At 70.3% G+C, this 24,692-nt stretch carries 22 protein-coding genes and 2 tRNA genes; 4 read left to right on the top strand and 20 right to left on the bottom strand.

The window, feature by feature from the left end:
* Nucleotides 1–26 precede the first annotated feature (26 nt).
* Together ACIBN2_RS11115 and ACIBN2_RS11110 are read left to right on the top strand one after the other, a co-directional pair.
* Nucleotides 27–1,379 carry a cytochrome b/b6 domain-containing protein gene (locus ACIBN2_RS11115; RefSeq protein WP_399134005.1) on the top strand — a complete coding sequence of 451 codons (1,353 nt, stop codon included), beginning with the start codon at nt 27–29 and terminating at the stop codon, nt 1,377–1,379.
* Nucleotides 1,376–2,989, top strand: a complete 1,614-nt coding sequence (locus tag ACIBN2_RS11110) for an NADH-ubiquinone oxidoreductase-F iron-sulfur binding region domain-containing protein (protein ID WP_399134004.1) — start codon at nt 1,376–1,378, stop codon at nt 2,987–2,989. Before ACIBN2_RS11115 ends, ACIBN2_RS11110 begins: the two co-directional genes overlap by 4 nt.
* Nucleotides 2,990–3,057: 68 nt before the next feature.
* Here the strand turns inward: ACIBN2_RS11110 and ACIBN2_RS11105 are convergent.
* From ACIBN2_RS11105 to ACIBN2_RS11060, 10 genes are all read right to left on the bottom strand, one after another.
* Nucleotides 3,058–3,130, bottom strand: a tRNA-Ala gene (locus tag ACIBN2_RS11105).
* Nucleotides 3,131–3,232: 102 nt separating this feature from the next.
* A complete protein-coding gene (locus tag ACIBN2_RS11100) occupies nt 3,233–3,466 on the bottom strand; it encodes a hypothetical protein (protein WP_003976229.1) in 234 nt (77 codons plus the stop codon).
* Between the two features lie 3 nt (nt 3,467–3,469).
* Nucleotides 3,470–3,643 (bottom strand): hypothetical protein, encoded by a 174-nt coding sequence (locus tag ACIBN2_RS11095; protein ID WP_399134003.1) that lies wholly within the window; start codon nt 3,641–3,643, stop codon nt 3,470–3,472.
* A 210-nt stretch (nt 3,644–3,853) separates the two neighbouring features.
* Nucleotides 3,854–3,926: transfer RNA gene (locus tag ACIBN2_RS11090), tRNA-Ala, on the bottom strand.
* A 72-nt stretch (nt 3,927–3,998) separates the two neighbouring features.
* Entirely contained in the window at nt 3,999–4,670 is a 672-nt protein-coding gene (locus tag ACIBN2_RS11085) for a histidine phosphatase family protein (protein ID WP_399134001.1), read from the bottom strand.
* The gene (gene rsfS, locus ACIBN2_RS11080) at nt 4,670–5,113 is read right to left on the bottom strand and encodes a ribosome silencing factor (protein WP_399134000.1); all 444 of its coding nucleotides are present in this window, start codon (nt 5,111–5,113) and stop codon (nt 4,670–4,672) included. The genes ACIBN2_RS11085 and rsfS overlap by 1 nt, the downstream gene beginning before the upstream one ends.
* A 109-nt stretch (nt 5,114–5,222) precedes the next feature.
* The gene (locus ACIBN2_RS11075) at nt 5,223–6,929 is read right to left on the bottom strand and encodes a LytR C-terminal domain-containing protein (RefSeq protein WP_399133999.1); all 1,707 of its coding nucleotides are present in this window, start codon (nt 6,927–6,929) and stop codon (nt 5,223–5,225) included.
* A gap of 16 nt (nt 6,930–6,945) precedes the next feature.
* Entirely contained in the window at nt 6,946–7,572 is a 627-nt protein-coding gene (nadD, locus tag ACIBN2_RS11070; protein ID WP_399133998.1) for a nicotinate-nucleotide adenylyltransferase, read from the bottom strand.
* A gap of 68 nt (nt 7,573–7,640) precedes the next feature.
* Entirely contained in the window at nt 7,641–7,808 is a 168-nt protein-coding gene (locus ACIBN2_RS11065; RefSeq protein WP_399133997.1) for a hypothetical protein, read from the bottom strand.
* Nucleotides 7,809–7,915: 107 nt separating this feature from the next.
* On the bottom strand, nt 7,916–8,077 hold the full coding sequence (locus tag ACIBN2_RS11060; RefSeq protein ID WP_384260966.1) for a hypothetical protein: 162 nt from the start codon (nt 8,075–8,077) through the stop codon (nt 7,916–7,918).
* A 127-nt stretch (nt 8,078–8,204) separates the two neighbouring features.
* Between ACIBN2_RS11060 and ACIBN2_RS11055 the strand changes: the two genes are divergently transcribed.
* Nucleotides 8,205–9,347 (top strand): M48 family metallopeptidase, encoded by a 1,143-nt coding sequence (locus tag ACIBN2_RS11055; RefSeq protein ID WP_399133996.1) that lies wholly within the window; start codon nt 8,205–8,207, stop codon nt 9,345–9,347.
* Between the two features lie 27 nt (nt 9,348–9,374).
* Here the strand turns inward: ACIBN2_RS11055 and ACIBN2_RS11050 are convergent, their stop codons facing one another.
* From ACIBN2_RS11050 to proB, 5 genes are all read right to left on the bottom strand, one after another.
* Nucleotides 9,375–10,445, bottom strand: coding sequence for a hypothetical protein (locus ACIBN2_RS11050; RefSeq protein WP_399133995.1), 1,071 nt, complete (start codon nt 10,443–10,445; stop codon nt 9,375–9,377).
* Nucleotides 10,446–10,569: 124 nt separating this feature from the next.
* On the bottom strand, nt 10,570–11,145 hold the full coding sequence (locus ACIBN2_RS11045) for a hypothetical protein (protein WP_399133994.1): 576 nt from the start codon (nt 11,143–11,145) through the stop codon (nt 10,570–10,572).
* Nucleotides 11,146–11,285: 140 nt separating this feature from the next.
* Nucleotides 11,286–12,572 carry a glutamate-5-semialdehyde dehydrogenase gene (locus ACIBN2_RS11040; RefSeq protein WP_399133993.1) on the bottom strand — a complete coding sequence of 429 codons (1,287 nt, stop codon included), beginning with the start codon at nt 12,570–12,572 and terminating at the stop codon, nt 11,286–11,288.
* A gap of 73 nt (nt 12,573–12,645) precedes the next feature.
* Nucleotides 12,646–13,116, bottom strand: a complete 471-nt coding sequence (locus tag ACIBN2_RS11035; RefSeq protein ID WP_399133992.1) for a hypothetical protein — start codon at nt 13,114–13,116, stop codon at nt 12,646–12,648.
* 164 nt (nt 13,117–13,280) lie between these two features.
* Nucleotides 13,281–14,408 carry a glutamate 5-kinase gene (proB, locus tag ACIBN2_RS11030; protein WP_399133991.1) on the bottom strand — a complete coding sequence of 376 codons (1,128 nt, stop codon included), beginning with the start codon at nt 14,406–14,408 and terminating at the stop codon, nt 13,281–13,283.
* 211 nt (nt 14,409–14,619) lie between these two features.
* Here proB and ACIBN2_RS11025 point away from each other — a divergent pair, with 211 nt between their 5' ends.
* The gene (locus ACIBN2_RS11025) at nt 14,620–15,999 is read left to right on the top strand and encodes a polysaccharide pyruvyl transferase family protein (protein WP_399133990.1); all 1,380 of its coding nucleotides are present in this window, start codon (nt 14,620–14,622) and stop codon (nt 15,997–15,999) included.
* Nucleotides 16,000–16,006: 7 nt separating this feature from the next.
* Here ACIBN2_RS11025 and ACIBN2_RS11020 read toward each other — a convergent pair whose 3' ends face one another.
* The 5 genes from ACIBN2_RS11020 to ACIBN2_RS11000 form a co-directional block, all read right to left on the bottom strand.
* Entirely contained in the window at nt 16,007–17,248 is a 1,242-nt protein-coding gene (locus ACIBN2_RS11020; protein ID WP_399133989.1) for a glycosyltransferase family 2 protein, read from the bottom strand.
* Between the two features lie 238 nt (nt 17,249–17,486).
* Complete coding sequence (locus tag ACIBN2_RS11015) at nt 17,487–19,571, bottom strand: hypothetical protein (RefSeq protein ID WP_399133988.1); 2,085 nt, start codon at nt 19,569–19,571, stop codon at nt 17,487–17,489.
* Between the two features lie 200 nt (nt 19,572–19,771).
* The gene (locus ACIBN2_RS11010) at nt 19,772–21,268 is read right to left on the bottom strand and encodes a D-ribitol-5-phosphate cytidylyltransferase (protein ID WP_399133987.1); all 1,497 of its coding nucleotides are present in this window, start codon (nt 21,266–21,268) and stop codon (nt 19,772–19,774) included.
* Nucleotides 21,269–21,462: 194 nt separating this feature from the next.
* Nucleotides 21,463–22,659: a hypothetical protein gene (locus ACIBN2_RS11005; RefSeq protein ID WP_399133986.1), complete on the bottom strand. Its 1,197-nt coding sequence runs from the start codon at nt 22,657–22,659 to the stop codon at nt 21,463–21,465.
* Between the two features lie 113 nt (nt 22,660–22,772).
* Nucleotides 22,773–24,323, bottom strand: coding sequence for an alkaline phosphatase D family protein (locus ACIBN2_RS11000; RefSeq protein WP_399133985.1), 1,551 nt, complete (start codon nt 24,321–24,323; stop codon nt 22,773–22,775).
* Between the last annotated feature and the right edge of the window lie 369 nt (nt 24,324–24,692).

Here is a 24,692-nt window from a genome sequence, read left to right as displayed (position 1 = left end):
TCCCGAAACTGCTCGGAGTTGCCCCCATGAACCCTCGTCGTAGTAACAGCACGCTCCCCAAACCCGGCCGGTCGGCCTACGGGGTGGCGTCGGTTGTCGTGCTGCTGCTCATACCCGCCGTAGTGATCCTCGGCGGCGACTGGCTGCAGCAGTTCCTCAACTTCGGTGCGGGCGTCCTGTCGCTCGTCTGCCTCACCTGCTCGGTGATCTGGGGCCTGGTGGCCCAGGACCGGCTCATCCTCAACATCCGCCAGCGCCTCGTGGCCCAGGGCATCCACCGGGTGACCGCCGTCGCCTCGATCGCCTTCCTCCTGGTGCACATCGGAGTCAAGCTCGCGCTGGACCACGCCGACTGGGTCGCGGCCCTGATCCCCTTCGGCTGGCTGTTCTCGGGCACCGGCGCCGCGAACCCGGGCAGCGCCACCCTCGTCGGCATGGGCTCGCTGGCCGCGTACCTCATGATCTTCGTCGGCATCACCGGCGCCCTGCGCAACCAGTTCGCCTCCCCGGCGCCGATCGCGGCGCGCTGGCGCGCGATGCACATGCTGGCCTACCCGGCCTGGTGCGCGGCCCTGATCCACGGCCTGTTCGCGGGACGCCCGGCCAAGACCTTCTTCATGGTCTCCTACGAGCTGTGCGTGGTCGCGGTCGCCGCGGCCCTCGCCCTGCGCTCGGCCCCGCGCCCGTTCAAGCGGAAGGTCGCCGACCGCCTCGCGATGCTCCTGGGCAACGATCCCGGGGCGGCCCGCGAGGAGCTGGAGGCCAGCCGCGCGCGCGTGGCCGAGGGATCGTCGCCACGCGCGCGTGCGGCCGAGACGCCGTCCGCACTGCCGGGCTACGAGAACGCCCGGGCACGCAGGCAGTCCCCCATGGACACGGCGGCGTCCTCCACGGCCGGCTTCTACGACACCTCGTCCTCACGCACCATGACCCCGGATTCCACCGGCGGCTTCGCGGCCGCCTACCGCGCCGTCACCCCGCAGCAGCCGGGCCGGCAGCAGTACGGCGCCGACCAGACCGCCCGCATGGACCTGCCCCACATCCAGAGCACAGGGTCGCTGCCGCGCATGGACGCCTCCGACAGCGCATCGGGCAGCTGGCCCGTGCCCTCGCCCCCGCCCGTCGGCGAGGCGCCCCCGTCGGCGTACGACCCGCTCCAGGACACCGCATACAACATCCCGACCTATGACAATTCGGGCGCCGCGGCCTACCGCAACAGTGATGTGTACGACACCGGTGAGACGAACGCCCAGTACGGCACGTACAACTCGAACGACACGTACAACAGCGGTCCCGCCGATGAATCGACGCCCGGTGCCTCCTGGGACGCACCGGGTTCGGGCGAACCTTGGAACACGCCTTCCGGAGGCTATAGGTGAACGAGGCCCTGCCCGACGTTCCAGAAGTCCGCGTGGTCGGACTTCCGCAACTCACGTCTGGCTTCGACCTTGTCGAACGACTTGATCTGTCCATGCACCTCAAGGTGCACGGCCCGCTCGAACCCCTGGGCGGCGAGCAGCTCGCGAAGCTCGCCGAGAACATCAATCTGAAGGGCCGCGGCGGCGCGGGCTTCCCCTTCCACAAGAAGCTGCGCTCGGTCGCCGAGACGGCGATCAAGCGCGGTGTACGGCCGGTCGTCGTGGTCAACGGCAGCGAGGACGAGCCGGCCTGCCGCAAGGACACGGTGCTGATCAACCGCGCCCCCCATCTCATCCTGGACGGGGCGCTGCTGGTCGCGGAGGCACTGGGTGCCCGCACGCTCGTGGTGGGGGTCACCCGTGAGTCGACGCAGCGCTCGATGGAGGCCGCCCTCGCCGAACGCGGCCTCAGCAACGGACGCCGCTCAGCACTCAAGGCCTGGGTCCAGCGCAACCCGGTCCGTATGGTCACCGGCGCCGCCGCCTCCCTGATCCGCTCGATCGACGGCGGCCCGGCCATCCCGCCCGGCCGCAAGATCAGCGCCTCGCAGAGCGGCGTCGGCGGCGCGCCCACCCTGCTGTCGAACGCCGAGACCTTCGCCCAGCTCGCCATCGCCGCCCGCATCGGCCCCGAGCGCTACGGCAACACCGGCCTCTACGACGAGCCGGGCACCGTCATGCTGACGGTCTCCGGCGCGGTCGCCCGCCCCATGGTGATCGAGGTCCCCACGGGCGTCCCGCTGCGCTACGTCCTCCAGCTCGCCGGTGCCCCGCCCGTCCCCCAGGGCGTGCTGACCGGCGGCTACCACGGCAAGTGGATCGACGCGGCGACGGTCGACGAGGCGATCGTCTCCCGCAACTCCCTGGACGCGGTGGGCGGTTCGCTCGGCGCCGGCGCGATCCTGCCGATCAGTCAGGAGACCTGCCCGCTGGGCGAGTCGCTGCGCGTGGCGCAGTGGCTGGCCGAGGAGAGCGCGGGCCAGTGCGGTCCCTGCTACCTCGGCCTGCCGGCCGCCGCGCGCGGCATGGAGGACATCCTGGGCGGCGGCGGCCCGGCCGCCCTGGAGGCCCTCAAACAGGTCGCCAAGAACGTGAAGCGGCGCGGCGCGTGCTCGCATCCGGACGGCTCCGCGATGTTCCTCGAGTCGACCATCAAGGCCTTCACCGACGACCTCGCGGCGCACGTCCTCGGAAACGGCTGCGGACGGCCCGTGGAGGGCGTTCTGCCGCTCTTCGAGGGCGGCCAGATGCCCGCGGGCATCACGGGCGGCGCGGAGCCCGCGGAGACCGGCGCCAGCCGTCAGAAGATCTACGTCGACTGGACCCTGTGCCGGGGCCACGGCCTGTGCGCGGACATCCTCCCGGAGGTCTTCGAACTCGGCGCCGACGGCTTCCCGACCGTCGCCCAGGCCCAGGTGCCGCGCTACGCGGAGGCCAAGGCACTGCGTGCGGTGCGCCGCTGCCCGGCACTCGCCCTGCGCATCGAGGAGGAGGCGCCGCGCGACCGGGCACCCTCCCGCAACCTGCCGGTGCTCTCCCAGGGGCGCGGGCGGCGCGCGCTCGGCCGCTGAGCCGCGTACAACTGCCCCCGCACAAACAAAGATCCCGCCGGATCTTCACGATCCGGCGGGATCTGCCGTGGAGCTAAGGAGAATTGAACTCCTGACCTCCTGCATGCCATGCAGGCGCTCTACCAACTGAGCTATAGCCCCGTGCTCTGGTCCGCCCGGTTTCCCCGGCGGCGACGCCAACATTACACGGTCCACCGGGTGCAACACCAAATCGTTTCCGTGGCCCCGGGCAGGGCCGGCACGTCACGCGGTGACGAACGAGTAGAACCGCTTGAGCGTGCAGTGCTCCTCGAGCAGACGGCCGTAGATCGGCTCCCCTTCCAGCTCACGGTAGGTCTCGATCGGGTCGCCTTTTATGATCAGCGCCCTCGCGCACTCCTCGCACCAGTACTGGTAGTCGGGGTTGACCGGCTCCATGTCGCGGACGATCGGCGTGCCGCTGCCGCACCAATCGCACTTGCGCCTGTGTGCACCCATCGATCAGCTCCAGCTGTGGCCGCAGGCCGTGCACACGTAGGAGACTCCGCCGTTGTCGCCGAGGACTTGCGCGACATGGGCGGAACCGCAGGAAGGGCAGCTCAGACGGATGACCGTGTCCCGTGCAGACGCCGCTTCGAGGAGGTGGCCGACCTCCTCGAGGATGCTCGCAGGCATCACAGCTCCCTCCCGTCGGGCCGCGCTCCCTTCCGGCCGTTTGATTCTGCCACGGCCGGGCCAATACGGTCAGCGACGCCTGAGTACCAGTACGGACACGCACGCCGAGAGCGCCTCCACAGAGGTATACGCCTTCGGGACCGCAAGTGACTCACGTCGTACAGGAACAGACAGAAAATCCCGCCTCCTGACGGAGACGGGATCTTGTTGTGGAGCTAAGGAGAATTGAACTCCTGACCTCCTGCATGCCATGCAGGCGCTCTACCAACTGAGCTATAGCCCCATCAGGTTCTTCCCGCTCGGCGGGACGAACAAGAAGAACTCTAGCCTGCGACCTGCCGGAAAGTGAAATCCGCTAGTCGTCGTCACCGAGTACCGGCTCGGGCAGCGTGCCGGCGTTGTGCTCCAGCAGGCGCCAGCCGCGGGCGCCCTCGCCGAGGACGGACCAGCAGCAGTTGGAGAGGCCGCCGAGGCTCTCCCAGTGGCGGGGCTCCAGGCCCAGCAGACGCCCGATGGTGGTGCGGATCGTCCCGCCGTGGCTGACCACGACGAGCGTGCCGTCGTCGGGGAGCTTCTCGGCATGCCGGACCACTACCGGGGCGGCGCGCTCGGCCACCTCGGTCTCCAGCTCGCCGCCGCCGCGGCGGACCGGCTCGCCGCGCTTCCACGCGGCGTACTCCTCGCCGTGCCGCTCGATGATCTCCTCGTGCGTCAGGCCCTGCCAGACGCCCGCGTACGTCTCGCGCAGCCCCTCGTCGTGGGCGACCTCCAGGCCGGTGAGCTCGGCGAGCTCGGCCGCGGTGTTCGCGGCCCGCTGGAGGTCGGAGGCGACGATCGCGTCGGGCGCCAGGGAGGCGAGCAGCCGGGCGGCGCGGCGGGCCTGGGCCACGCCGGTCTCGGTGAGGGCGACGTCCGTGGTGCCCTGGAAGCGGCGTTCCACGTTCCAGGAGGTCTGGCCATGGCGCCACAGGATGACGCGGCGTCCCCGGCCGGGCTTGCCGGGGGACACCTCACCAGTGGCGTTCATCACCACTCACCGCCGAGGTCGGTCGCCTCCTCGGCGGCCTGGTGCCTGGCGTGCTCCTCGGCCTTGCCGCGGGTGGCCTTGGCGTCGGCGGGCAGTTCGAGCTCGGGGCAGTCCTTCCACAGCCGCTCCAGGGCGTAGAAGACGCGCTCCTCGCTGTGCTGGACGTGGACGACGATGTCGACGTAGTCGAGGAGGACCCAGCGGGCCTCGCGGTCGCCCTCGCGGCGCACCGGCTTGGCGCCGAGCTCCTTCTGCAGCCGCTCCTCGATCTCGTCCACGATCGCCTTGACCTGGCGGTCGTTGGGCGCGGAGGCGAGCAGGAAGGCGTCCGTGATCGACAGCACGTCGCTGACGTCGTAGGCGATGATGTCGTGCGCGAGCTTGTCGGCGGCCGCCTGGGCGGCGGTGTGGATCAGCTCGAGGGAACGGTCAGTGGCGGTCACTACGTGGCTTTCGGTCGGCGGTCGGTTGACATCAAGGGTCTCACGGACCGCCGGGCGTACCCCACGTGATGGAAAGATCACGCGGGGCGCCCGCCGCCGCACGGGTCCGTCAGGACGCGGACGGCTTGTAGTCCTGGCCGAGGATCACCGAGACGTCCGCGTTCGAGGTGGTCTTCCCCTTGGCCACGGAACTGCCCGGCAGGCCCAGGGTCTTGGCGACCTCGGTGGCGTTCGCCTTGTCCTTGGCGTCGGTGTAGACGACCTTGGACGTGGCCGACGTGGTGCCCGCGGTGCCGCCCTCGAGGAAGGTGAAGCCGCCGTTGAGCAGGACCACGCGGGCCTTGTCGGTGTTGCCCTTGGCGCCGGTGGCGTTCTGCACGGAGACCCGGACCGCGGAGCCCTGGTCGGGGCTCTTGGCCGCGCCGCCGAGGACGTCCTTGACCACGCTGGCGCTGGCCTGCGCGCTCATCGTGCCGTCGCTCTGGACGGGCAGCAGTGCGGTCTTGTAGTCGCCGCCCTTGGCGAGGTCGGCGAGCTTGGCGAGGAAGGTGCCGAGGTCCTTGTCGGTGAGCGACGGGTCGAGGATCTGGGCGAGGGTCTGCACGGTCGTCGTCGCGGCCGTCGGGTCGGAGGACATCTTGCGCAGCACGCCCGCCATGACCTGGCCGAACCGCTCCAACTGGGCGTTCTGGGCCTCGCCGGGGGCGCGGTAGGTGGCGTAGGCGACGGCCGACTTGCCGCTGAGGGTCTGGTCCTTGCCCTGGTGGACGAGGGGCTCGGCGCCCTTCTTCTTGGCGGCCGGGTCCGGTACGTCCGCGTTGGTGTCGACCTCGATGTTGCCGATCAGGTCGACCAGGTTCTGCAGATACGGGGTGTCCAGCCGCCAGGTGCCCTCGATGTCGGTGCCGAGGGCCGTGTCGAGGGAGTCGCGGGTGCCGGAGGAGCCGTCCCCGTCGACCGACTTGGCGAGGGTGGTCGTGGTGCCGTCGTCGTCCGTCAGGGAAAGGGAGTTGGGCAGCAGCACGGTGGTGCCCTGCTTGGTGGTGGTGTTGTCGACGAGCAGGGCCGTGGAGGTGCCGCCGCCCTTGGTGTTGTGCAGGTGGACGACGATCACGTCGCGGTTCTGGGCGCCCGCGGCCGTCGCGGTGCCGCCCTTCTTGGAGCCGGACGACGACAGGCCCGGCAGCTTGCCGGCGTACCAGAGGTAGCCGACGCCGCCGACCGCGACCATGGCCACCACGACGACGAGGGCGACCAGGCGGCTGCGGGCGCGGCGCTTGGCCTCCTCGCGGCGCTCGGTGCGGTTCTCGGTGAAGTTCAGCCAGTCGATGACGTCCTCGGAGTCGCCGTCGGGCTCCTCGACGAAGTCGAACTGCTCGGTGCGGTAGTCCCGTTCGGCCGGCGACGCCTCCTGCGCCCGCTCCCCCGGGCTCGCCTGCTGCGGGATGTAGGCGGTCTGCTCGGCGACCCGGGGCTGCTGCCCACTGGCCGCGGCCCGCCCGTAGGGGTCGTACGGCGCCTGGGGCGCGCCGCCCTGGGGCGCGCCGGTGCCGTAGGGGTCGTAGGGCGGCGCGGGCGGCGTGACGGGCTGCTGTCCGGTGCCGTAGGGGTCGTACTGCTGCGGGATCTGCTGCTGCGAACCGGTCGCGTACGGGTCGTATCCGTAGCCCTGCTGCTGCGCGTACGGGTCGTACGGCTGCTGCGGCGCCTGCTGCTGCGTGGCCTGTCTGTAGACGGGCCGGCCGTACTCGTCGTAGCCGACGAGTTCGTACTGGTCCTCGTGGTCGCCGTAGCCCGCGTCGTATCGGTCGTTCACCGGTGCCCCTCTCGGCTCACTCGCCGCGGTACAGCTCGCGCTTGTCGATGTAGCGCACGACTCCGTCCGGCACCATGTACCAGATGGGGTCTCCCTTGGCGACTCTCGCACGGCAGTCTGTGGAGGAGATGGCCAGCGCCGGAACTTCGACGAGCGAGACACCGCCCTCGGGAAGGCCGTGGTCGGTCAGGTGGTGGCCGGGCCGGGTGCAGCCGATGAAGTGCGCCAGGGAGAACAGCTCCTCCGAGTCCCGCCAGGTGAGGATCTGGCCGAGCGCGTCGGCGCCGGTGATGAAGAACAGGTCCGTGTCGGGATTCAGCGCGCGCAGATCACGGAGCGTGTCCACGGTGTACGTCGCGCCGCCCCGGTCGATGTCGATACGGCTCACCGAGAACTGCGGGTTCTCGGCGGTCGCGATCACCGTCATCAGATAACGGTCCTCGGCCGGGGAGACGTGGCGGTGCGTCTTCTGCCACGGCTGGCCGGTCGGCACGAAGACCACCTCGTCCAGGTGGAACTGCGCAGCGACCTCGCTGGCCGCCACGAGGTGCCCGTGGTGGATCGGGTCGAACGTTCCGCCCATGACGCCGAGGCGGCGCTTGCCGGGGTTCGACGGGCCGGTAGGCATGTCCTGCTCTCCCATGCGTGCAGACCCTACCGGCCCTGCCTGAGAGGACCGGGCGGACCGGTCCTCGGCAGCGGCCCGGGGGCTCAGCGATCGCGGTTGAAGCGGGTGGTGATCCACAGCAGGAGCAGCAGGATGAACAGGGCGCCGCCGCCGGTGAGGTAAGGGCTGAGGCTCTCGTGATTGCCGCCGTGCTCCTCGCCCTCGGCAGCGAGAGTGACCAACTGAGCGGCGGCAGCGTGGAAGCTCGTCATCGGCAGAACCTATCCGGTGTGGGCGGGATGAAGATGTCGGCCAATCGTAAGCGGGCGCCATTGTGGCGATCACGCCGACTCCGCCGTCGGGGAACCCGGGAAGGCCCTCAGTCGTCCTTCTGCTTGTAACCCCGCAACAGGAACCACCCGGTCAGCGCGCACCCCACCATCATCACGACCAGCACGATCCGGAGCAGATTCCCCGGCCCCTGGTGCGGGGACGCGCTCGCGGCCTGGACGAGCCACAGGGCTGCGGCAGTGTGCTCCATGGTGCTGGACTCCTTCGGTGTAGTGCCCGTCCACGGTAACTCCGCCTAGGCTGGGCCTTGCTTCGGGGGCGCAAAGGGCCGCACAAGGGTCCGCAAAGGGCCACTCACACGCACATGGGGGACACACATGTCCGACGACGGCCACGAGCACAACGGACACGAGCACGTTCCGAGCAGGCAACGCCGACGATTCCCGGGGATCTCCTCGCGTGCGTACGAGCACCCCGCCGACCGCTCCGCGCTGGTCGCGCTGCGCAAGCTGAGCGGCTTCGACACGGTCTTCAAGGCGCTCAGCGCGCTGCTGCCCGAGCGCAGCCTCCGGTTGCTGTTCCTGTCCGACTCGGTGCGCGTCTCGGACCAGCAGTTCACCCACCTCAACGACATGCTGCGGGACGCCTGTTACATCCTGGACCTGGAGAAGGTCCCGCCGATGTACGTCAACCAGGACCCGCAGCCGAACGCGATGTGCATCGGCCTGGACGAGCCGATCATCGTCGTCACCACGGGTCTCGTCGAACTGCTCGACGAGGAGGAGATGCGGGCCGTCGTCGGGCACGAGGTGGGTCACGCCCTGTCCGGCCACGCCGTGTACCGCACGATCCTGCTGTTCCTGACCACCCTCGCGGTCCGGATCGCCTGGATCCCGCTGGGCAACCTCGCGATCATGGCGATCGTGACGGCGCTGCGCGAGTGGTTCCGCAAGTCGGAGCTGTCCGCGGACCGGGCCGGCCTGCTGGCCGGGCAGGACCTGCGGGCCTCGATGCGCGGCCTGATGAAGATCGCGGGCGGCAACCACCTGCACGAGATGAACGTGGACGCCTTCCTCAAGCAGGCCGAGGAGTACGAGGCGGGCGGCGACCTGCGCGACTCCGTGCTGAAGATCCTGAACCTGCTGCCGCGGACCCACCCCTTCACCACCATCCGCGCTGCCGAGCTGAAGAAGTGGGCCGAGTCCCGCGACTTCCAGCGGATCATGGACGGCCACTACCCGCGCCGCGACGAGGACAAGGACGCCTCGGTCTCGGACTCCTGGCGCGAGTCGGCGGCGAGCTACGCGAGCAACGTCAAGGGCTCCAAGGACCCGCTGATGAAGCTGGTCAGCGATATCGCCGGCGGGGCCGGCGGCCTGGGCGGCCGGGTACGGCGCGGCTTCGACGGCTTCACCGGCTCGGCGCCGCGCGAGGACCGGCCGCCGGCCGACACGCCTTCCGCGGACACGCCTCCCGACGGCACACCGCCCAAGGACACACCGCCGCGGGGCGACGACTGAGCCACCGGGAAGCGGGCGGAGCAGGTCTCACACCTTCGGCTGCGCGCTCACCGCGAGCGACCCGCACAGGGCCGTGAACCCGCTGGTGGCGTACGGGTCCGTGCCCGCCGGGCCGCCCGCCCGGGCCGTCTGCCCGGCCAGCAGCGGGTGCAGATGGTTCGTGGAGTCCTCGGCGCAGGACAGCGGGCCGGCCTGGACGTAGGAGACGACGAGCTGGGCCTGGTGCAGACGGAGGTCGTCGCGGTCGAAGCGGAAGTGCAGCTCGCGCCGGACGGTGAAGAGGGACGCCAGCGCCTTGGCGTCGGAGCCGGTCGGCTTCAGCGCGTAGACGAAGGTGTGGTCCGCGGTGACCTCGAGGGTGGCGGAGTCGGTCTCGGCTGCCTGCAGCGTGCCCTGGACCCGGATCCTGCTGTCGGCGAGCTGGGCGCGGGTCTGGTCGAAGCGGACCAGCCATCCGGTGGGCTGATGCCGGCCGTCGGCCACCGGATGCTCGAAACTCTGGTCGAACTGGTCGAGTTGGTCGCCGTTGAGCATGACCCGCACCGCGCGGACGTCCTGGCTGGAGATGACCTCGGGGTCGAGCGCGGACCGCACGATGTAGTCCTTGGCCGTGGTCAGGGCGGCCACCACCTGGCTGTCGGAGAAGTGCGCGGTGCGCCGCGAGGCCGGCAGCGGTATGCCCTCGGCACCGACGCGGAACTGCGCGGCGGGGCTGTGCGCGTACAGGTACTCGGGATCGGTCGCGCCGGGCACCTTGCCCTGGGGGGAGAGCGGGATGACGGTCATCCGCAGGGGCTCGACGGGCTGCCGGGCGGAGGGCGTCTGGTAGGGGTGGCGTACGCCCATGTAGATCGCGGTGCCGAAGGCCACCGCGATCAGCAGGACCAGGATCAGCGCCTGCCGGGACAGGCCACGGCGCAGCGGCGGGCGGCGGCGTACGGCGGGCGCGTGGTCGGCCATGCGCTCCTGCGCGGAGAACTCCTGGAGGCGGGCAGCGCGGACGAACGATTCGTCGAACACGACGGATCGGTACTCGTCCTCACCACCTGCCGGGGCGCCCTCGGGTGTCCCCTCAGGTGGGTCTCCAGGCCCGCCCATATCTTCAGGGTAGGTCTCCGGGAGCCGGGGTAAACGCCCGGGCGCACGACAACTTCTGACAGGTTCTCACCAGGATCGGGCCAGGACGCGGACGCACGTGCCAAGGCCGTGCTCCGGGCGCCGCTCAGGGGGTGCGCGGGATGACCGAGATGGCCGGCTGGCCGGTGTCGGCGGAGGCGGAGGGCGGCGCCGCGCTCCCCTGTTCCAGACCGGTCGACGCGGGCGGCGGCACCTGCTCGCGGCTGCCCGAGGAGGCACCGCGGTAGACCGCGGCGAAGGCCAGCGCGACCATGCCTATGCCCATCACGATGGCGAGCATCCAGGCGACGGGGCGGTGCCAGCGGACCTGCTTTCCGTACGTCCCCGTGGTGCCGTAGCGGCCGTCGAGGACGTCGGTGTCGTCCGGGTCGTCGAGGTCGGGATCATGGCCGAAACCGGTGCCGTCGCCGGGGCGGTACCCGTCCTCGTAGCGCTTGCCGCGGCCGTGGGCCCGGCGGGCCTCCGCCTCGGAGGCCTCCGCTCTCGCCTGCGCCGCGGCCAGGAGGCGCTCCACGGCGGTCGGCTCATGGACGGCTGCCGCCCGTACGAAGGCCTCGTCGAACACCACGGAGGCGAACTCTTCGTCCGACACCCCGCGGTCGTGGTCGTCGTCGGGCTCCCAGCCGTCAGGGAACGGCGTGCCCCCCACGTCCTCCGGCACGTCTCCAGAGTAGACCTGGGGGGTCAATTTGGGCAGACGGTATGGAAATTCATCCGCCTGCTGAGACATCTCCCGTGCAGCACGGGCGCGTACCGGGAGCGCATGCCCAGCGCATATGCGCCCCCGCCTCGCGGCTCCGGTCAGCGCCGGATGTGGCCGTCCCCGGTGACGATGTACTTCGTGCTCGTCAGCTCCGGCAGGCCCATCGGGCCGCGCGCGTGCAGCTTCTGCGTGGAGATGCCGATCTCCGCGCCGAAGCCGAACTGGCCGCCGTCGGTGAAGCGGGTCGAGGCGTTCACGGCGACCGTGGTGGAGTCGACCAGCTGGGTGAAGCGGCGGGCGGCCTGCTGGGAGGTCGTCACGATCGCCTCGGTGTGGCCGGAGGTCCACAGCCGGATGTGCTCGACGGCCTTGTCCAGCGAGTCCACCACGGCGGCGGCGATGTCGTAGGAGAGGTACTCGGTGTCCCAGTCCTCCGGCGTGGCCTCGACGACGGTCGCCTTGGAGTCCTTCGCGTAGGCCAGGACCCTCGGGTCGGCGTGCACGGTGACCCCGGCCTCGGCGAGGGCGTCCAGGGCGCGCGGCACGAACTCGGGGGCGATGTCCTGGTGGACCAGGAGGGTCTCGGCGGCGTTGCAGACGCTGACCCGCTGGGCCTTGGAGTTGATCAGGATGTCGATCGCCATGTCGAGGTCGGCCTGCGCGTCGACGTAGACGTGGCAGTTGCCGGTGCCGGTCTCGATGACCGGGACCGTGGACTCGGAGACGACGGTCTGGATCAGGGAGGCGCCGCCGCGCGGGATCAGGACGTCGACCAGACCCCGCGCGCGCATCAGCTCGCGCACGCTCTCGCGGCTCTCGCCGGGCACCAGCTGGACGGCGTCGGCCGGCAGTCCGGCGCCTCCGACGGCGTCCCGCAGGACCCGGACCAGGGCGGTGTTGGACTCGTAGGCGGAGGCGGAGCCACGCAGCAGGACCGCGTTGCCGGACTTCAGGCAGAGCGCGGCGGCGTCGACCGTCACGTTCGGGCGGGCCTCGTAGATGATGCCGACGACGCCGAGCGGGACGCGGACCTGGCGCAGGTCGATGCCGTTCGGGAGGGTCGAGCCGCGGACCACCTCGCCGACCGGGTCGGGCAGCGCGACGACGTCCCGCACGTCGGAGGCGATGGCGCGCACCCGTTCCGGGGTGAGGGTGAGCCGGTCGACGATGGCCTCGCTGGTGCCGGCCGCACGGGCCTTGGCGATGTCCTTGGCGTTGGCCTCGACGATCTCGCTCGTACGGACCTCCAGGGCGTCCGCGACGGCGAGCAGCGCGTCGTCCTTCTCCGCGCGGGGCAGCGGGGCGAGGTCCGCGGCGGCGGCCTTGGCGCGGTAGGCGGCCTGCGTGACCGGGGACATGGAGTCGTACGGCGAAAGCGTGGTCATGAGGGAAGAGTAGTGCGCCGCGGAGGACCGTTCACCGGACATCCCACACCCCGAGACACCCGGCCAAGGGGTCTCAAAAGGGGTGCACGCCCACCGGGCTCGCGGGCGGCGGGCCGTACCCCTCGGCGACGCGCTGGTGGTAGGTCTCCCGGTCGATGACCTCCAGGCCGACGATCTCCCAGGGCGGCAGCTGGGCGGTCTGGCGGTGCTCGCCCCACAGACGCAGCGCGACGGCGGCCGCGTCGTGCAGGTCGCGGGCCTCCTCCCAGTAGCGGATCTCCGCGTGATCGTTGGCATAGCGGCTGGTCAGCAGAAAGGGGTGATCGTGGGCGAGCTGTTCGAGGCCGCGCCGCACCTCCTTCAGCGGGGCCTCCTCGCCGGAGACGCTGAGGGTGACGTGCCACAGGCGGGGCAGGTCGGCCGGCTCCTCGTACCGCGTCCCCGCCGCGACGCTCGTGAGGGCGCGCTCCTCGCCGGCCGCCCGGGAGGCGGTGGCGCCTTTGACGCCGCCGCGGGACGCCGTCCCAGGGCGCACTCGTCTCACGATGGCCTCCTTCACGCGACGGTCGAGCAGGGCTCGTGCGGAATGTGTCCCTGAGACAAAGTTGAGCAGGCCGCAAGGGCCCGTGGGGCGGTTTTGCGGAACGTCCACCTCAGGGACGGGCCGATTTCCGGGGCGTTCCCCCTGTTTTCGGTCCCTGACGGGGGTCAGGGATGCAGGATCACCAAGTCGTCGCGGTGTACGACCTCGCGTTCGTAGGCCGGGCCCAGCTCGCGCGCCAGCTCCCGCGTCGAACGCCCGAGCAGCTGGGGGATCTCCTTGGCGTCGAAGTTGACGAGCCCGCGGGCCACCGCGCGCCCCTCGCCGTCCCGCAGCTCGACCGGGTCCCCGGCGCTGAACTCGCCCTCCACGGCGGCGATTCCGGCCGGCAGCAGCGATGTGCGCCGCTCGACGACCGCCCGCACCGCACCGTCGTCCAGGGTCAGGTGCCCCTGCGGGGTGGAGGCGTGCTGGAGCCACAGCAGCCGGTCGGCGGAGCGCTTGCCGGCGGGGTGGAAGTAGGTGCCGGTGTCCTTGCCGCTCAGCCCGTCCGCCGCGTGGATCGCGCTGGTGAGCACGACCGGGATGCCGGCCGCGGCCGCGATCCGGGCCGCCTCGACCTTGGTGACCATGCCGCCGGTGCCGACGCCGGCCCGGCCCGCGCTGCCGATCTCGACGTGCGCCAGGTCCTCCGGTCCCCGCACCTGAGCTATCCGCGAGGTGCCGGGCTTGCTGGGGTCGCCGTCGTAGACGCCGTCGACGTCGGAGAGCAGGACCAGCAGATCGGCGTGGACGAGGTGGGCGACGAGGGCGGCGAGCCGGTCGTTGTCGCCGAAGCGGATCTCGTCGGTGGCGACGGTGTCATTCTCGTTCACGATCGGGAACGCGCCCATCGCGAGCAGCTTGTCGAGGGTGCGGGAGGCGTTGCGGTGGTGGGCGCGGCGGCTCATGTCGTCGGAGGTGAGCAGCACCTGGCCGACGCGGACGCCGTGGCGGGCGAAGGAGGCGGCGTAGCGGGCGACGAGCAGTCCCTGGCCGACGCTGGCGGCGGCCTGCTGGCGGGCGAGGTCCCGGGGGCGGCGGCGCAGTCCCAGCGGGGCGAGGCCGGCGGCGATGGCACCGGAGGAGACCAGGACGATCTCCTTCTCGCCTCCGCTGCGGCTCCTGGCGAGAACGTCGACGAGCGCGTCGACCCGGTCGGCGTCGAGGCCGCCCGCGGCGGACGTCAGCGACGAGGAACCCACCTTGACGACGATCCTGCGGGCCTCGATGACGCCCTGCCTTGCCCCTGCCACCTTGCTCTTCCGTCCCCTCGCACTCGGGCATCCCCGCCCGGCAATCTACGCGAAGGGGACCGGCTCCCGCGCGCCGGTCCAGTCCCCGGACAGGCACGACGTAACTGCGTGATCACACGTCGCTTACGGCAAAAAGGTTGCACTGGTTGTCTATAGAAATCAAAGTGCAGGCAAATCTAGGTTGAACTTTGTGCAATCCAGAGACCGCCGTGTGAAGCGCATCCTCCTGCGCTCGGGCAAGAGCCCTTTCGACGTCTTTCCCGTGGAGGAGGCTCTCCACCAGGACGTCATCGCCACCAACTCCGGCAATCTGATCTTCAGTGACGCCTCCCACAAGATTCTCGAGACACCGGGCACCGAGGTCGTCGCGAACGGCATGCGGACCGAGGCGGCCGCGGCGGAGCGGATCAACGAGGAGTACGACGCCTTCGTCGTACCACTGGCGAACGCGTTCCGGCCCTCGTTCGAGGGGTCGCTGAAGCGGCTGACGCGGCTGATCGGCAGGCTGCGGATCCCCGTGGTGGTGCTGGGCATCGGGGCGCAGGCCGGGCTGAACTACAACGCGGCGCGGCTGAAGCCGATGGAGGAGACGGTGCGCGCGTTCGTCTCCGCGGTGCTCGACCGCAGCGCGTCGATCGGGGTGCGCGGCGAGTTCACCGAGCAGTACCTCAAGGGCCTGGGATACCGGGACGTCGAGGTCATCGGGTGCCCGTCGCTCTTCATGTACGGCAAGGAGCTGAGCGTCCAGAAGAAGGTGCCGGAGCTGACCGCCGACTCCCGGATCGCGGTCAACGGCTCGCACAGCGCGGTGCAGAAGCAGGGTCTCGACCAGGTCGTCGACCGCGCCCACGCCCGCTATCCGCACCTGACCTTCATCGGCCAGAACCTCAGCGACGCGCGGCAGCTGCACTGGCGGGACCTGTCCCACCCGAACGCGCAGGTGACGGCGATCCCGACGCACCCGGACCACCCGATGTTCCGGGAGGACAAGGTGCGGGTCTACATCGACCCAGTGACCTGGATCGACGACCTGCGCGGCTACGACTTCTCCTTCGGCTCCCGCATCCACGGCAACATCGCGGCGCTGCTCGCGGGCACGCCCGCGACGGTGCTGTGCGGCGACTCACGGACGCTGGAGCTGTGCCGCTACTTCGACATCCCGCACCGCCGCATCGACAAGCTGACCCCGGAGCTCGACCCGGCGCGGCTGTACGAGGAGGCCGACTTCACCGGCCTGACCGGCGGTCACCTGGAGCGCTTCGAGCGGTTCACGGCCTTCCTGGACCGCAACGGCCTGGAGAACACCTTCTCCCACGGCGACGGCGGCGCGTCCTTCGACGCCCGCATGCGCTCGCTGGCCTTCCCGCCCGGCATCCGGCCATGGAACGACGCCGACATCTCCTCGCTCACCTCGCGCTTCGGCTGGCTCCAGACCCGTATCACCGAACTGACCCTGGACAACGCCCACTTGAAGCGGGAGCTGGAACGCGGCGGGGGCAAGCCGGCCCCGGGTTCCGCATCCGTGTACCGCCGCGCCCGCCGCGTGGTGGGCCGCCCGATCCGCAAGGCGCTGCAGTCGGGCAAGCAGTAGGCCGGACTCAGGCCGCCGCCGCGGTCCCGCCGGGCGGGCGCGTCCGCGCCGCCGCGTCACGGGACTTGAGCACCCGGCGGGCCCTGCGCGCCGCGCGGCGCAGCAGCGTGCCGCCCGCCGAGTGTTCGCGGTAGCCGGGGAAGGCCCGGGCCTCGCGGGGGGCAGCCAGGTAGATCGTGTCGGGGACGGCGGCCGCGGCCTTGCGGAAGTGCGGGTAGACGAGGTAGACGTGGCGGCCGCGCCTCTCCAGGAGAGCGGGCGCCTGCTTCTTCGCCTTGACGAACTCGACGACCTCCTTGAGGAGTTCGGGCTTCTCCTCGGCGACGAGGTGCAGGCGCAGCCGTTCCTCGACCTTGAGGCGGCGGGCCACGCCCTCGCTCCAGAACTCCTGCATCAGCGGCTTCGCCAGCTGGAACTTGTGCTGCCGCACCTGCTCGCTGTCCTTGAGGTACTTGGGCCCGAACTGCGGCAGCAGCGTCACCAGGAAGGGCCTGACCAGCAGCGCGTCCCGGCGCTCCCCGGCGGGCACGTGCTCGGCTATCAGGTTCATCAGGGCGCGGGCGGAGTCGAAGCGCAGGGAGTAACCCCCGCTCTTCGTCACGTGCTTGCCGTCGTCCCGGCCCACCAGGTAGTAGCAGGTGTGGTCGGCGATCACGGAGACGCCCTTGGCCCGCAGGTATGCCTCCATCGTGAACAGCGCGTCCTCGCCGGTCCACAGCGACTCGTCGAACCGCATCCCGTGCTGCTCCAGCAGCTCACGGCGGAACAGCTTCTGCGCGCTCAGCGTGAACTTGATGTTGGAGGAGAAGACGTCCGTACGGTCGAGCGTCTTGCCCCACATCGACTGCGGCGGCTTGCGGTTGATCCCCTCGACCCGCCCGAGCACCACGTCCGTGCCGTTGCGGTCGGCCATCGCGACCATCCGCTCCAGCGCCTCCGGTCCGAGCCGGTCGTCGGCGTCGAGGAAGAAGACGTAGCGCCCGGCGGCCTTGCCGAGCCCGACGTTGCGCGGCCCGCTGGGGCCGCCGGAGTTGTCCTGCCGGATCACCGTCACCGGCATGGCGGCCCGCGCCGCGAAGTCCTCCAGGTACTCCCCCGTGCCGTCCGTGGAGCCGTCGTCCACCGCGATGACCTCGATGCGCCCCCGGTCGATGGTCTGTGCCTCCACCGATGCGAGGCACTCGACGAGATACGGCATCGCCTCGTACGCCCCGATGATCACGCTGACATCAGGCTGCGCGCCGGTCACATTTCCCCCTTGGTCAAGGTGCATTTCCCCCGAATCCACATATTCGCAATTTGTTAGACGGGTGCTCACTCGAGGAGGTTGCCTCACTGATCGACATTGGTGACACAGGTCACCGGAAGGTACGTATCGCCGGTGAGAGTTGCTCAGGATGCGGTGCGCCATGGGGTAAGAAACGCGATAGAGCCCGGCCCCGGGGATCGCTCCCCGGGGCCGGGCTCCTACGTGAGGGTGGTGGCCGTCAGCGCTGCTTCGTGCCGTCCGGCTCCCCCGCCGCCGGCACCGGCTGCGCGGGCGACAGCTGGTCCGACAGCTCGTCCGCACCGGCCGCGCCGCCCGCGGTCCGGGACTCCTGGCCGAGGTTGCGCGTGTGCGCCTTGAGCGCCAGGTCCGCCACCGCGGTGTTGAACTGCTCGATGGAGGTGGGCTCGTCGGGACCGAGCAGGTACTTCTTCAGCTCCTTGCGGTCCTCCGCCAGCGGGTCGGCGTCCGGGGTCCGCACGGCGGCCAGCAACTCGCCCAGTTCCGCGGAGCTGTTGGAGAGGATCACCGCGGCTCGCACGGCGGTGTTCTGCCGCTTGAACTCCTCGACGCCGAGCTCGGCGGAGTCCGTGACCGCGTACGGCTTGCCGCTCGCGATGAAGTCCGAGACCACGGAGGAGATGTCGGAGACCATCGCGTCGGAGACGTTGAAGCAGTCGTACAGACGCGGCTCGGCGCCCGTGATGACGCGGTGCTCGAAGCTGCCGAAGGAACGCCAGTACGCGTCGTTCCACTCGCCGCGCAGCCGGGCGACCTCCTCGTACTTCTCGACGTCGGCCACACCGTCCCGCGTGGCCTCGGCCTCGTCACCGCGGTCGCCCCCGGAGCCGGACAGCTCGGCGAGGCGGGCGTCGATCCGGGCCAGGTCGCCCTTGGCCTGCTCCTGGGCGGCGGCGTCGGCGGCGGAGCGAGAGTCGGCGGCGCGCTCGGCGGCGGCCTTCTCCACCAGCGCCATGATGCGCCGGTGCGCGGTGCCGGCCTCCTTGCTGACGGTGCCGGTGAAGGGGTGCGGCTTGTACAGGACGCGGACCGGCGGGTCGGCCTTCACGAGCTTCTTCACGATGTTCTCGCCGGCCAGCACGAGCGAGGTGTTGCCCGGGTTGCCGTCCCAGCCCTCCCAGGTGGGCGCGTACAGCACGGTCGGGACGCGGCCCTCGGGGACGCCCTGCCAGGTCTCGATCGGCGCCAGCTGCGGGCGGCCGACCTCCACGATGTCGTCGTCGCGGACGCCGACGTCGGCGATGGCGTAGCGGTCGCGGCCCGCGCGGCCGGCGGTCCACACCTCGTCGTAGACCTTGCTGAAGGGGTTGACGCTGGCGAGCTTGTCGCTGTCGCCGTGGCCGATGAAGACGTGCTTCATGGTGGGCACGCGCAGCATGTGGATGTTCTTGCCGACGTTGGCCGCGTACAGCGCGACGCGCACGGTCGACAGCTCCATGTTCATCAGGTGCACACCACCGGGCACGCAGACGACGGGCGCCGTGGTGGGGGCCAGGTTCGCCAGGATGACGCGTTCACGCAGGATGACCAGCGGCCTGGAGTCCAGCTGCTCCATGGTCTCCAGCCACATGTTGACCTGGTACGCCGAGTCCTTGGAGCCGGAGAAGTACAGCACCGTCTCCGGCTTGTACTCCCGCAGCCAGTCGTCGACGGCCGCGAGCACCTTCTCCGCGCTCGGCGGGATCTTCCCGCCGCGGACGTACGGCACCAGGGCCAGGACGTACAGGCAGCCGAGGAACAGGGTGACGCCGATGCCGATGAAGCCGGGCACGGAGGAGTCGGCCGCCGCGGAGACCAGGATGCCGACGACGGCCGCGAGGTCGAGGTGGAGCATCTTCTCGGCCGAGCGGTCCAGCAGGAAGCGCGGCGGGGCGTCCGGGATGCGGATGCGCGACTTCAGATCCACGTTGCGGGTGGCGACCGGCATCCGGCGGCGGTTGCGGATCAGCGTGACCAGGGCGCCGTGCGGGGCCTGCAGACCGTAGAAGGCGATGAAGCAGGCGACCGCGCCGTAGTAGATCAGGTTGTCCGCGAGCGACATCCGGGCCAGCAGCAGTATCAGCAGCAGCTGCCGGATCAGGAAGCGGATCGACAGGCCGGCACGGACCTTGCTGAGCCGGTTGACCAGGTAGCTGCCCTTGCGGTGCAGATAGTGGTCCGCCAGATACGTGACGGCGGCCGCGGCCGCGAAGGCGTAGACGCTCGGGACGAGCGCGGCCAGCATGAGCGCCGGGAAACCCAGCATCATGAGTGCCGCCGCGGCCAGCTCAGCCGCGCTGCCCACTCGGGCGACGCGAATAGCGGTGGATATCACGGAGAACCTGCTCTGGGAGGGGGGAGTGCCGGTTTTGTTCTGGACTGCGCAGGGTGTGCGGTAATTCGTCGGGTGTACGGATTCAGGCCCCTGCGTTCACCCGGTCAATGCAGAGCATTGACACCGGAAAGCAGAGGCCTGAATAACGTAAGGCTAATTCCCGTCGATTATTACACGCCGTCCTGTCGGTCCAGAACCGAGGCCAGCGCCTGCTCGAAGCCGGAGGCCTTCGCCGCGCCCGCCGTCGGGTCCTGCTGGCGGACGTCGATGACGTGCCCGGTCAGCTCGGACAGCAGCACGTCCAGCGAGGTGCGCGCGACGGCCTCGGAGGAGAGCAGGGTGCCCGCGGGCTCCTGGCCGAAGGCCTTGGTGCGCATGGGCGTCGCGGTGCGCTCCGGGTTGATGCAGTTGACGCGGATGCCGTCGCCCGCCCACTCGTCGGACAGGGCCTGGGTGAGGTTCACCATGGCGGCCTTGGTCGAGGAGTAGAGGCTGTACTCGGCGCGGCCGCGGGTGTAGCTGCTGGAGGTGTACAGCAGCAGCTGGCCCTTGGTCTCGGCCAGGTACTTGTAGGCGGAACGGGCGATCTGCACCGGGGCCAGGTAGTTGACCTTCAGCGCTTCCTCGATGGTCGCGTTGTCGGTCTCGGCCAGCTTGCCGATGCGCAGCACGCCCGCGGTGTTGACGACGTAGTCGATCCGGCCGGTCTCCGCGTACGCCTTGGACAGCGCGTCGTCGACCTCCTCCGGGTTCTCCACGTGGGTGCCGGTGGTGGAGCGGCCGAGCGCGTACACCGTGGAACCGTAGGACTCGGCGAGCTCGGCGATGTCCTTGCCGATGCCGTACGAGCCGCCGAAGATCACGACGGTCTTGCCGGTCAGCAGCGCACGGTAGGCATCCTCGGTCACCTGTTCGGGTGCGGCCGTCGAGGCGAGCTGGAACAGCTTGTCGGCGATGAAGACGTCGACGGGCTGGGTGACCTTCATGTTGTACTCGTCGCCCGCGACGACGTGGATCGGCACGTCCGGCAGGTACTTCAGCACGACGGAGCAGTCGTCCGTGGCCTGGAAGTTCGGGTCGCCGGCCGCGACCTCGTAGGCCCGCTTGATCGTGGACAGCTTGAACGCCTGCGGCGTCTGGCCGCGGCGCAGCCGGGAGCGGTCCGGGATCTCGGTGATGAACTCGCCGTCCTCGCCGTGCGTGCGCGTGACGATGATGGTGTCCGCGGACGGGATGGCGACGTCGACGGCCTGGTAGCGCTCCAGCGCGGTCACGCAGTCGTCGATCACGCGCTGCGCGAGCAGGGGGCGCACGGCGTCGTGGAACAGGACGTTGAGGTCCTCTCCCTGGGCCAGGCCCTCGCCGAGGGCCTCGATGGCGCGCTCGGTGGTCTCGTTCCGGGTCGAGCCGCCCTCGATGATCTTCTTGACCTTCGTGAACCCGGCCTTGGCGACGATCTTCTCCACGTCGGGCACGTACCCCGGCGCCATCAGCACGATGACGTCGTCGATCGAGTCGGCGTTCTCGAAGGTGGTCAGGGTGTGCTCGATCACTGCCTTGCCGGCGATCTTCAGCAGCTGCTTGGGGATCGAGAGACCCACCCGCTGGCCGGTGCCACCGGCCAGGATCACTGCGGTGGTACGGGGCTTGGCTATGTGCTGGGACACAGAGGACCTACCTTGGGGCGTCAGGGAACGGGGAAATGGTCCCACTTGCGGTTACCGCTGTGCAAGGTGAGCGCCGTTCACCGCATATGTACGCGCCATCTTGCATTCACCTTGAACTGCTGGTGACGCCGGGGGCGCCCTCGGCGGGCTCCCGCGGAATGGCGGTGCGTTGCTGTGAGTAACTGCACAGCCGGTCAGTGGCGGCGCAGCCTCCTCAGACAGCGATGGCCGAGCACCTTCACGAGTTCCACCGAGGACGTCTGGTGAACCGTGCGCGACTTGGCGGGGGTGCTGTGCCGTACGGGCACCTCGGCGGCCGCCGCGAGCGCGCCGTACAGGGCCTGGGCGGCCACCTCGGGAGCGATGCGCGGCTCCTGCGGCGGCTCACCCGCGGGCTCCGGGACGGTGGACAGCAGCGCAGGGTCACCCACCACCCGTACGCCCGTACGGGTGATGGCGTCAATCATCTCCGCGGCGATCCCGGCGGCGGCCTCGGCCGCCCACCGCGGCGTCGAGATCTTCACGTCCTGCGGTGCGGGGCTGCACGAATTCTTCATATGCATGACCGCGCCGTTACGCACCAGCCTGGAATACAGCTCGTCCGGCAGCCCATTGCCGCGGAATTCCCTGTTGAGATTTCGCAGCATTTCGGTCTCGGCGAGAGTAAGCGAACGGTTTGCCGTGTCCGGAACGGGCTGAAGGAGATTCGCGGGCAGCCCGAGCAGCGCCTCGAAGGTGCGCATGAGGCCGCCGCGGTCCCGGTCGTCGACCACGACGACGGTGATCCGCTCCGTGCCGACCGCCCGCGCCCACCGCGCGACCAGCCCGTCGTGCCGGTGCCGGCGCCAGAAGCTGGGGTTGGGCTGCTCGTACGGGGCCTTGCGGAGCATGTGCTCCAGCCAGTCCCCGTAGCCCATCCGCAGACCGTTCTGCACGTACTGCTGCCACTGCGAGGGCAGGATCTTCGCCAGCGGGCGCAGGGTGACCAGGACGTGCACGCGGTCGCCGCCGAGCTGCCCGACGATCCGCGCGATCGTCTCGTCGTCCTCGGCGTCGGCGAAGAACTCGCTGCTGACCACGGCCGTGCGGTCACCGGCCTCGCGCACCTGCCGCACCAGCGTCGTCCAGTGCCGCTCGGTCGGCACCGCGTCACCCATCATCCCGGGCCGCGCGACGGCGGCGAGGGCCGCCTCCATGGGGTGCCGGGTGTGCCCGGGGAACTCGACTCCGTGCGCGGGCAGCCGGTCCTGCGCGGCGAACAGCGCGCCCTGGATCGAGGTCGTCCCCGTCTTGTGCGGGCCGATGTGCAGCAGCCGGGTGCCTGGGGGCAACTGGGCGGGGCCCACGGGGTCGTTCGCCCGGCCGTCATCTCTCGTACAGTCGATCTCCATGGTTAAGGGAGGGTAAGACTCACACCTGAGACTTACCTGAGAGCGGCCTGGAACCCGGATGAGCCCAGGCCCGTCTCACACCTGCTTCACGCACCGGCTTTTCGGCATTGCGTTCAGGCGAGTTCCACGCCCGGCCGGCCGTTCTCCACCCGCAGCCGCGCCACCGTGCTCGGCGTCGCCTGCGGCCGCACGACCGTGTCCATCACCCGCACCTGCGCGTCGATGCCGTCGCGGTGGATGTCGAAGAGGTGGTAGCCCCGGTGGGCGTCGATGAACTTCCAGTGCGGGTTGTCCGCCTTCAGCGGGTCCCACTGGGCGTGGAAGGCGGCCTGGTCCTGGTCGCCGTTGCTGGAGATGGACGTACCGACGAACTCGGCGCCCACGACCTCGGAGTCCGGGTCGGAGTAGTCGGTCCTGAGGTCGCTGATCATCGTCAGATGGCGGTCGCCGCTGAGCACGACCGGGTTGCGGACGTCGGCGAACTCCTCCAGCAGGGCGTTGCGTTCGACCTGGTAGCCGTCCCAGGCGTCGTAGTACCAGAGCTTGCCCTCGCCGGGCAGGATGTCGGTCTCGGCCATCATGATCTGCGAGGCGACGAGGTTCCAGCGGGCGGGCGAGTCCAGCATCCCGTCCACCAGCCAGGTCTTCTGCTCGGCGCCCAGCATGGTCATCGACGGGTCCTCGGCACCGGCCTGCGTAGTCGCCTGGTCGCTGCGGAACTGCCGGGTGTCGAGGACGTTGAGACGCACGAGGCGGCCGAACTCCAGGCGGCGGTACATCTGGATGTGCGGGCCGTTCGGGATCGCGGTCGCCCGGACCGGCATGTGCTCGTAGTACGCCTGGAAGGCCGCCGTCAGCCGGGCCACGAACGCGTCGTGGGGCTGCTTGTCCGGGTCCTGCGGGACCTCGCCGGCCCAGTCGTTGTCGACCTCGTGGTCGTCGAAGGTGACCACCCAGGGCGCACTGGCGTGCATCCTGAGCAGGTCGGGGTCGGTGCGGTACTGCGCGTACCGGTTGCGGTACTGCTCCAGGGTGTACGGCTCCCCCGTGCCCTCGTGCCGGCGCGGACCCGCCGACGACGGCGTGGACTCGTAGATGTAGTCGCCGACGAACAGGACGAAGTCGGGGTCCTGCTCGACCATGTCGGCGTACGGCGTGAAATAGCCGTGCTGCCAGTTCTGGCAGGACGCGAGGGCAACGCGCAGGAAGCCGTTCCTGGCGTGCGGGTGGGGGGCGGTGCGGGTGCGGCCGGTGTCCGAGAGCTGGCCGCCCGCTCTGAAGCGGTACCAGTACGCGCGGTCCGGGCGCAGGCCGCGGACGTCCACGTGGACGCTGTGCCCGTATTCGGGGCGGGCCTGCGCGACGCCCCGGCGCACCGTCTTCCCGAGCCCCTCGTCCTCGGCGATCTCCCACTCGACCGGGACCACCTGGTCGGGCATCCCGCCGCCGGCCAGCGGGTCGGGGGCGAGCCGGGTCCACAGCACGATGCCGTCGGGCAGCGGGTCACCGGAGGCGATCCCGAGGCTGAAGACCCCGTCGGGCAGTGTGCCTTCGGCCGCCCGTGCGGTGCCCGGCAGCCAGAGCATGGCGGAGGCGGCGGCGCCGAGCACGGCGGTGCCGGTGGTCAGAAAGCGGCGTCGGTCTGGCGAGCTTGCTCCGGTCATCGGCTAACTCCCTTGCCTCGCAGGCCTCTTGGACACGTGAAAGCTCACGCAGCCGGACGGGCCACGGACTGAACGCAACCCTTCGCGTGCATGACAAATAGGCAGACAACAGGAGACCCGTCACGACACAGGAACAACGGGATGAACGTGATCTGGTCACAGCGGGTCGCCCGACGCCTTCAATTGACGGGCATCGCGGGGATGTTCAGTACGAGAAGTTCGAGCCGAATTTCGCGTTCGCGCCGTGACGCAGCGTGGACCGGCGCGGGTCACCAGCGCCCGGCCCCGCGGCTCGGCGCAGCCGATCAGAACAACCATCGGAACACCCGGCAGAACGGGTCGAACCCCGCGAATTGCATGGGGGCCGCG

Source organism: Streptomyces sp. NPDC050534 (assembly GCF_044457745.1).
Taxonomy (GTDB): Bacteria; Actinomycetota; Actinomycetes; order Streptomycetales; family Streptomycetaceae; genus Streptomyces.
This window is presented reverse-complemented; position numbering and strand designations above follow the sequence as displayed.

What these genes read in the sequence shown, in the direction of transcription:
- ACIBN2_RS11115 (WP_399134005.1), top strand. Translation starts at nt 27, where the DNA reads ATGAACCCTCGTCGTAGTAACAGCACGCTCCCCAAACCCGGCCGGTCG.
- ACIBN2_RS11100 (WP_003976229.1), bottom strand. Translation starts at nt 3,466, where the DNA reads ATGGGTGCACACAGGCGCAAGTGCGATTGGTGCGGCAGCGGCACGCCG.
- ACIBN2_RS11095 (WP_399134003.1), bottom strand. Translation starts at nt 3,643, where the DNA reads ATGCCTGCGAGCATCCTCGAGGAGGTCGGCCACCTCCTCGAAGCGGCG.
- ACIBN2_RS11085 (WP_399134001.1), bottom strand. Translation starts at nt 4,670, where the DNA reads ATGAACGCCACTGGTGAGGTGTCCCCCGGCAAGCCCGGCCGGGGACGC.
- nadD (WP_399133998.1), bottom strand. Translation starts at nt 7,572, where the DNA reads ATGGGAGAGCAGGACATGCCTACCGGCCCGTCGAACCCCGGCAAGCGC.
- ACIBN2_RS11065 (WP_399133997.1), bottom strand. Translation starts at nt 7,808, where the DNA reads ATGACGAGCTTCCACGCTGCCGCCGCTCAGTTGGTCACTCTCGCTGCC.
- ACIBN2_RS11060 (WP_384260966.1), bottom strand. Translation starts at nt 8,077, where the DNA reads ATGGAGCACACTGCCGCAGCCCTGTGGCTCGTCCAGGCCGCGAGCGCG.
- ACIBN2_RS11055 (WP_399133996.1), top strand. Translation starts at nt 8,205, where the DNA reads ATGTCCGACGACGGCCACGAGCACAACGGACACGAGCACGTTCCGAGC.
- ACIBN2_RS11050 (WP_399133995.1), bottom strand. Translation starts at nt 10,445, where the DNA reads ATGGGCGGGCCTGGAGACCCACCTGAGGGGACACCCGAGGGCGCCCCG.
- ACIBN2_RS11040 (WP_399133993.1), bottom strand. Translation starts at nt 12,572, where the DNA reads ATGACCACGCTTTCGCCGTACGACTCCATGTCCCCGGTCACGCAGGCC.
- ACIBN2_RS11005 (WP_399133986.1), bottom strand. Translation starts at nt 22,659, where the DNA reads ATGGAGATCGACTGTACGAGAGATGACGGCCGGGCGAACGACCCCGTG.
- ACIBN2_RS11000 (WP_399133985.1), bottom strand. Translation starts at nt 24,323, where the DNA reads ATGACCGGAGCAAGCTCGCCAGACCGACGCCGCTTTCTGACCACCGGC.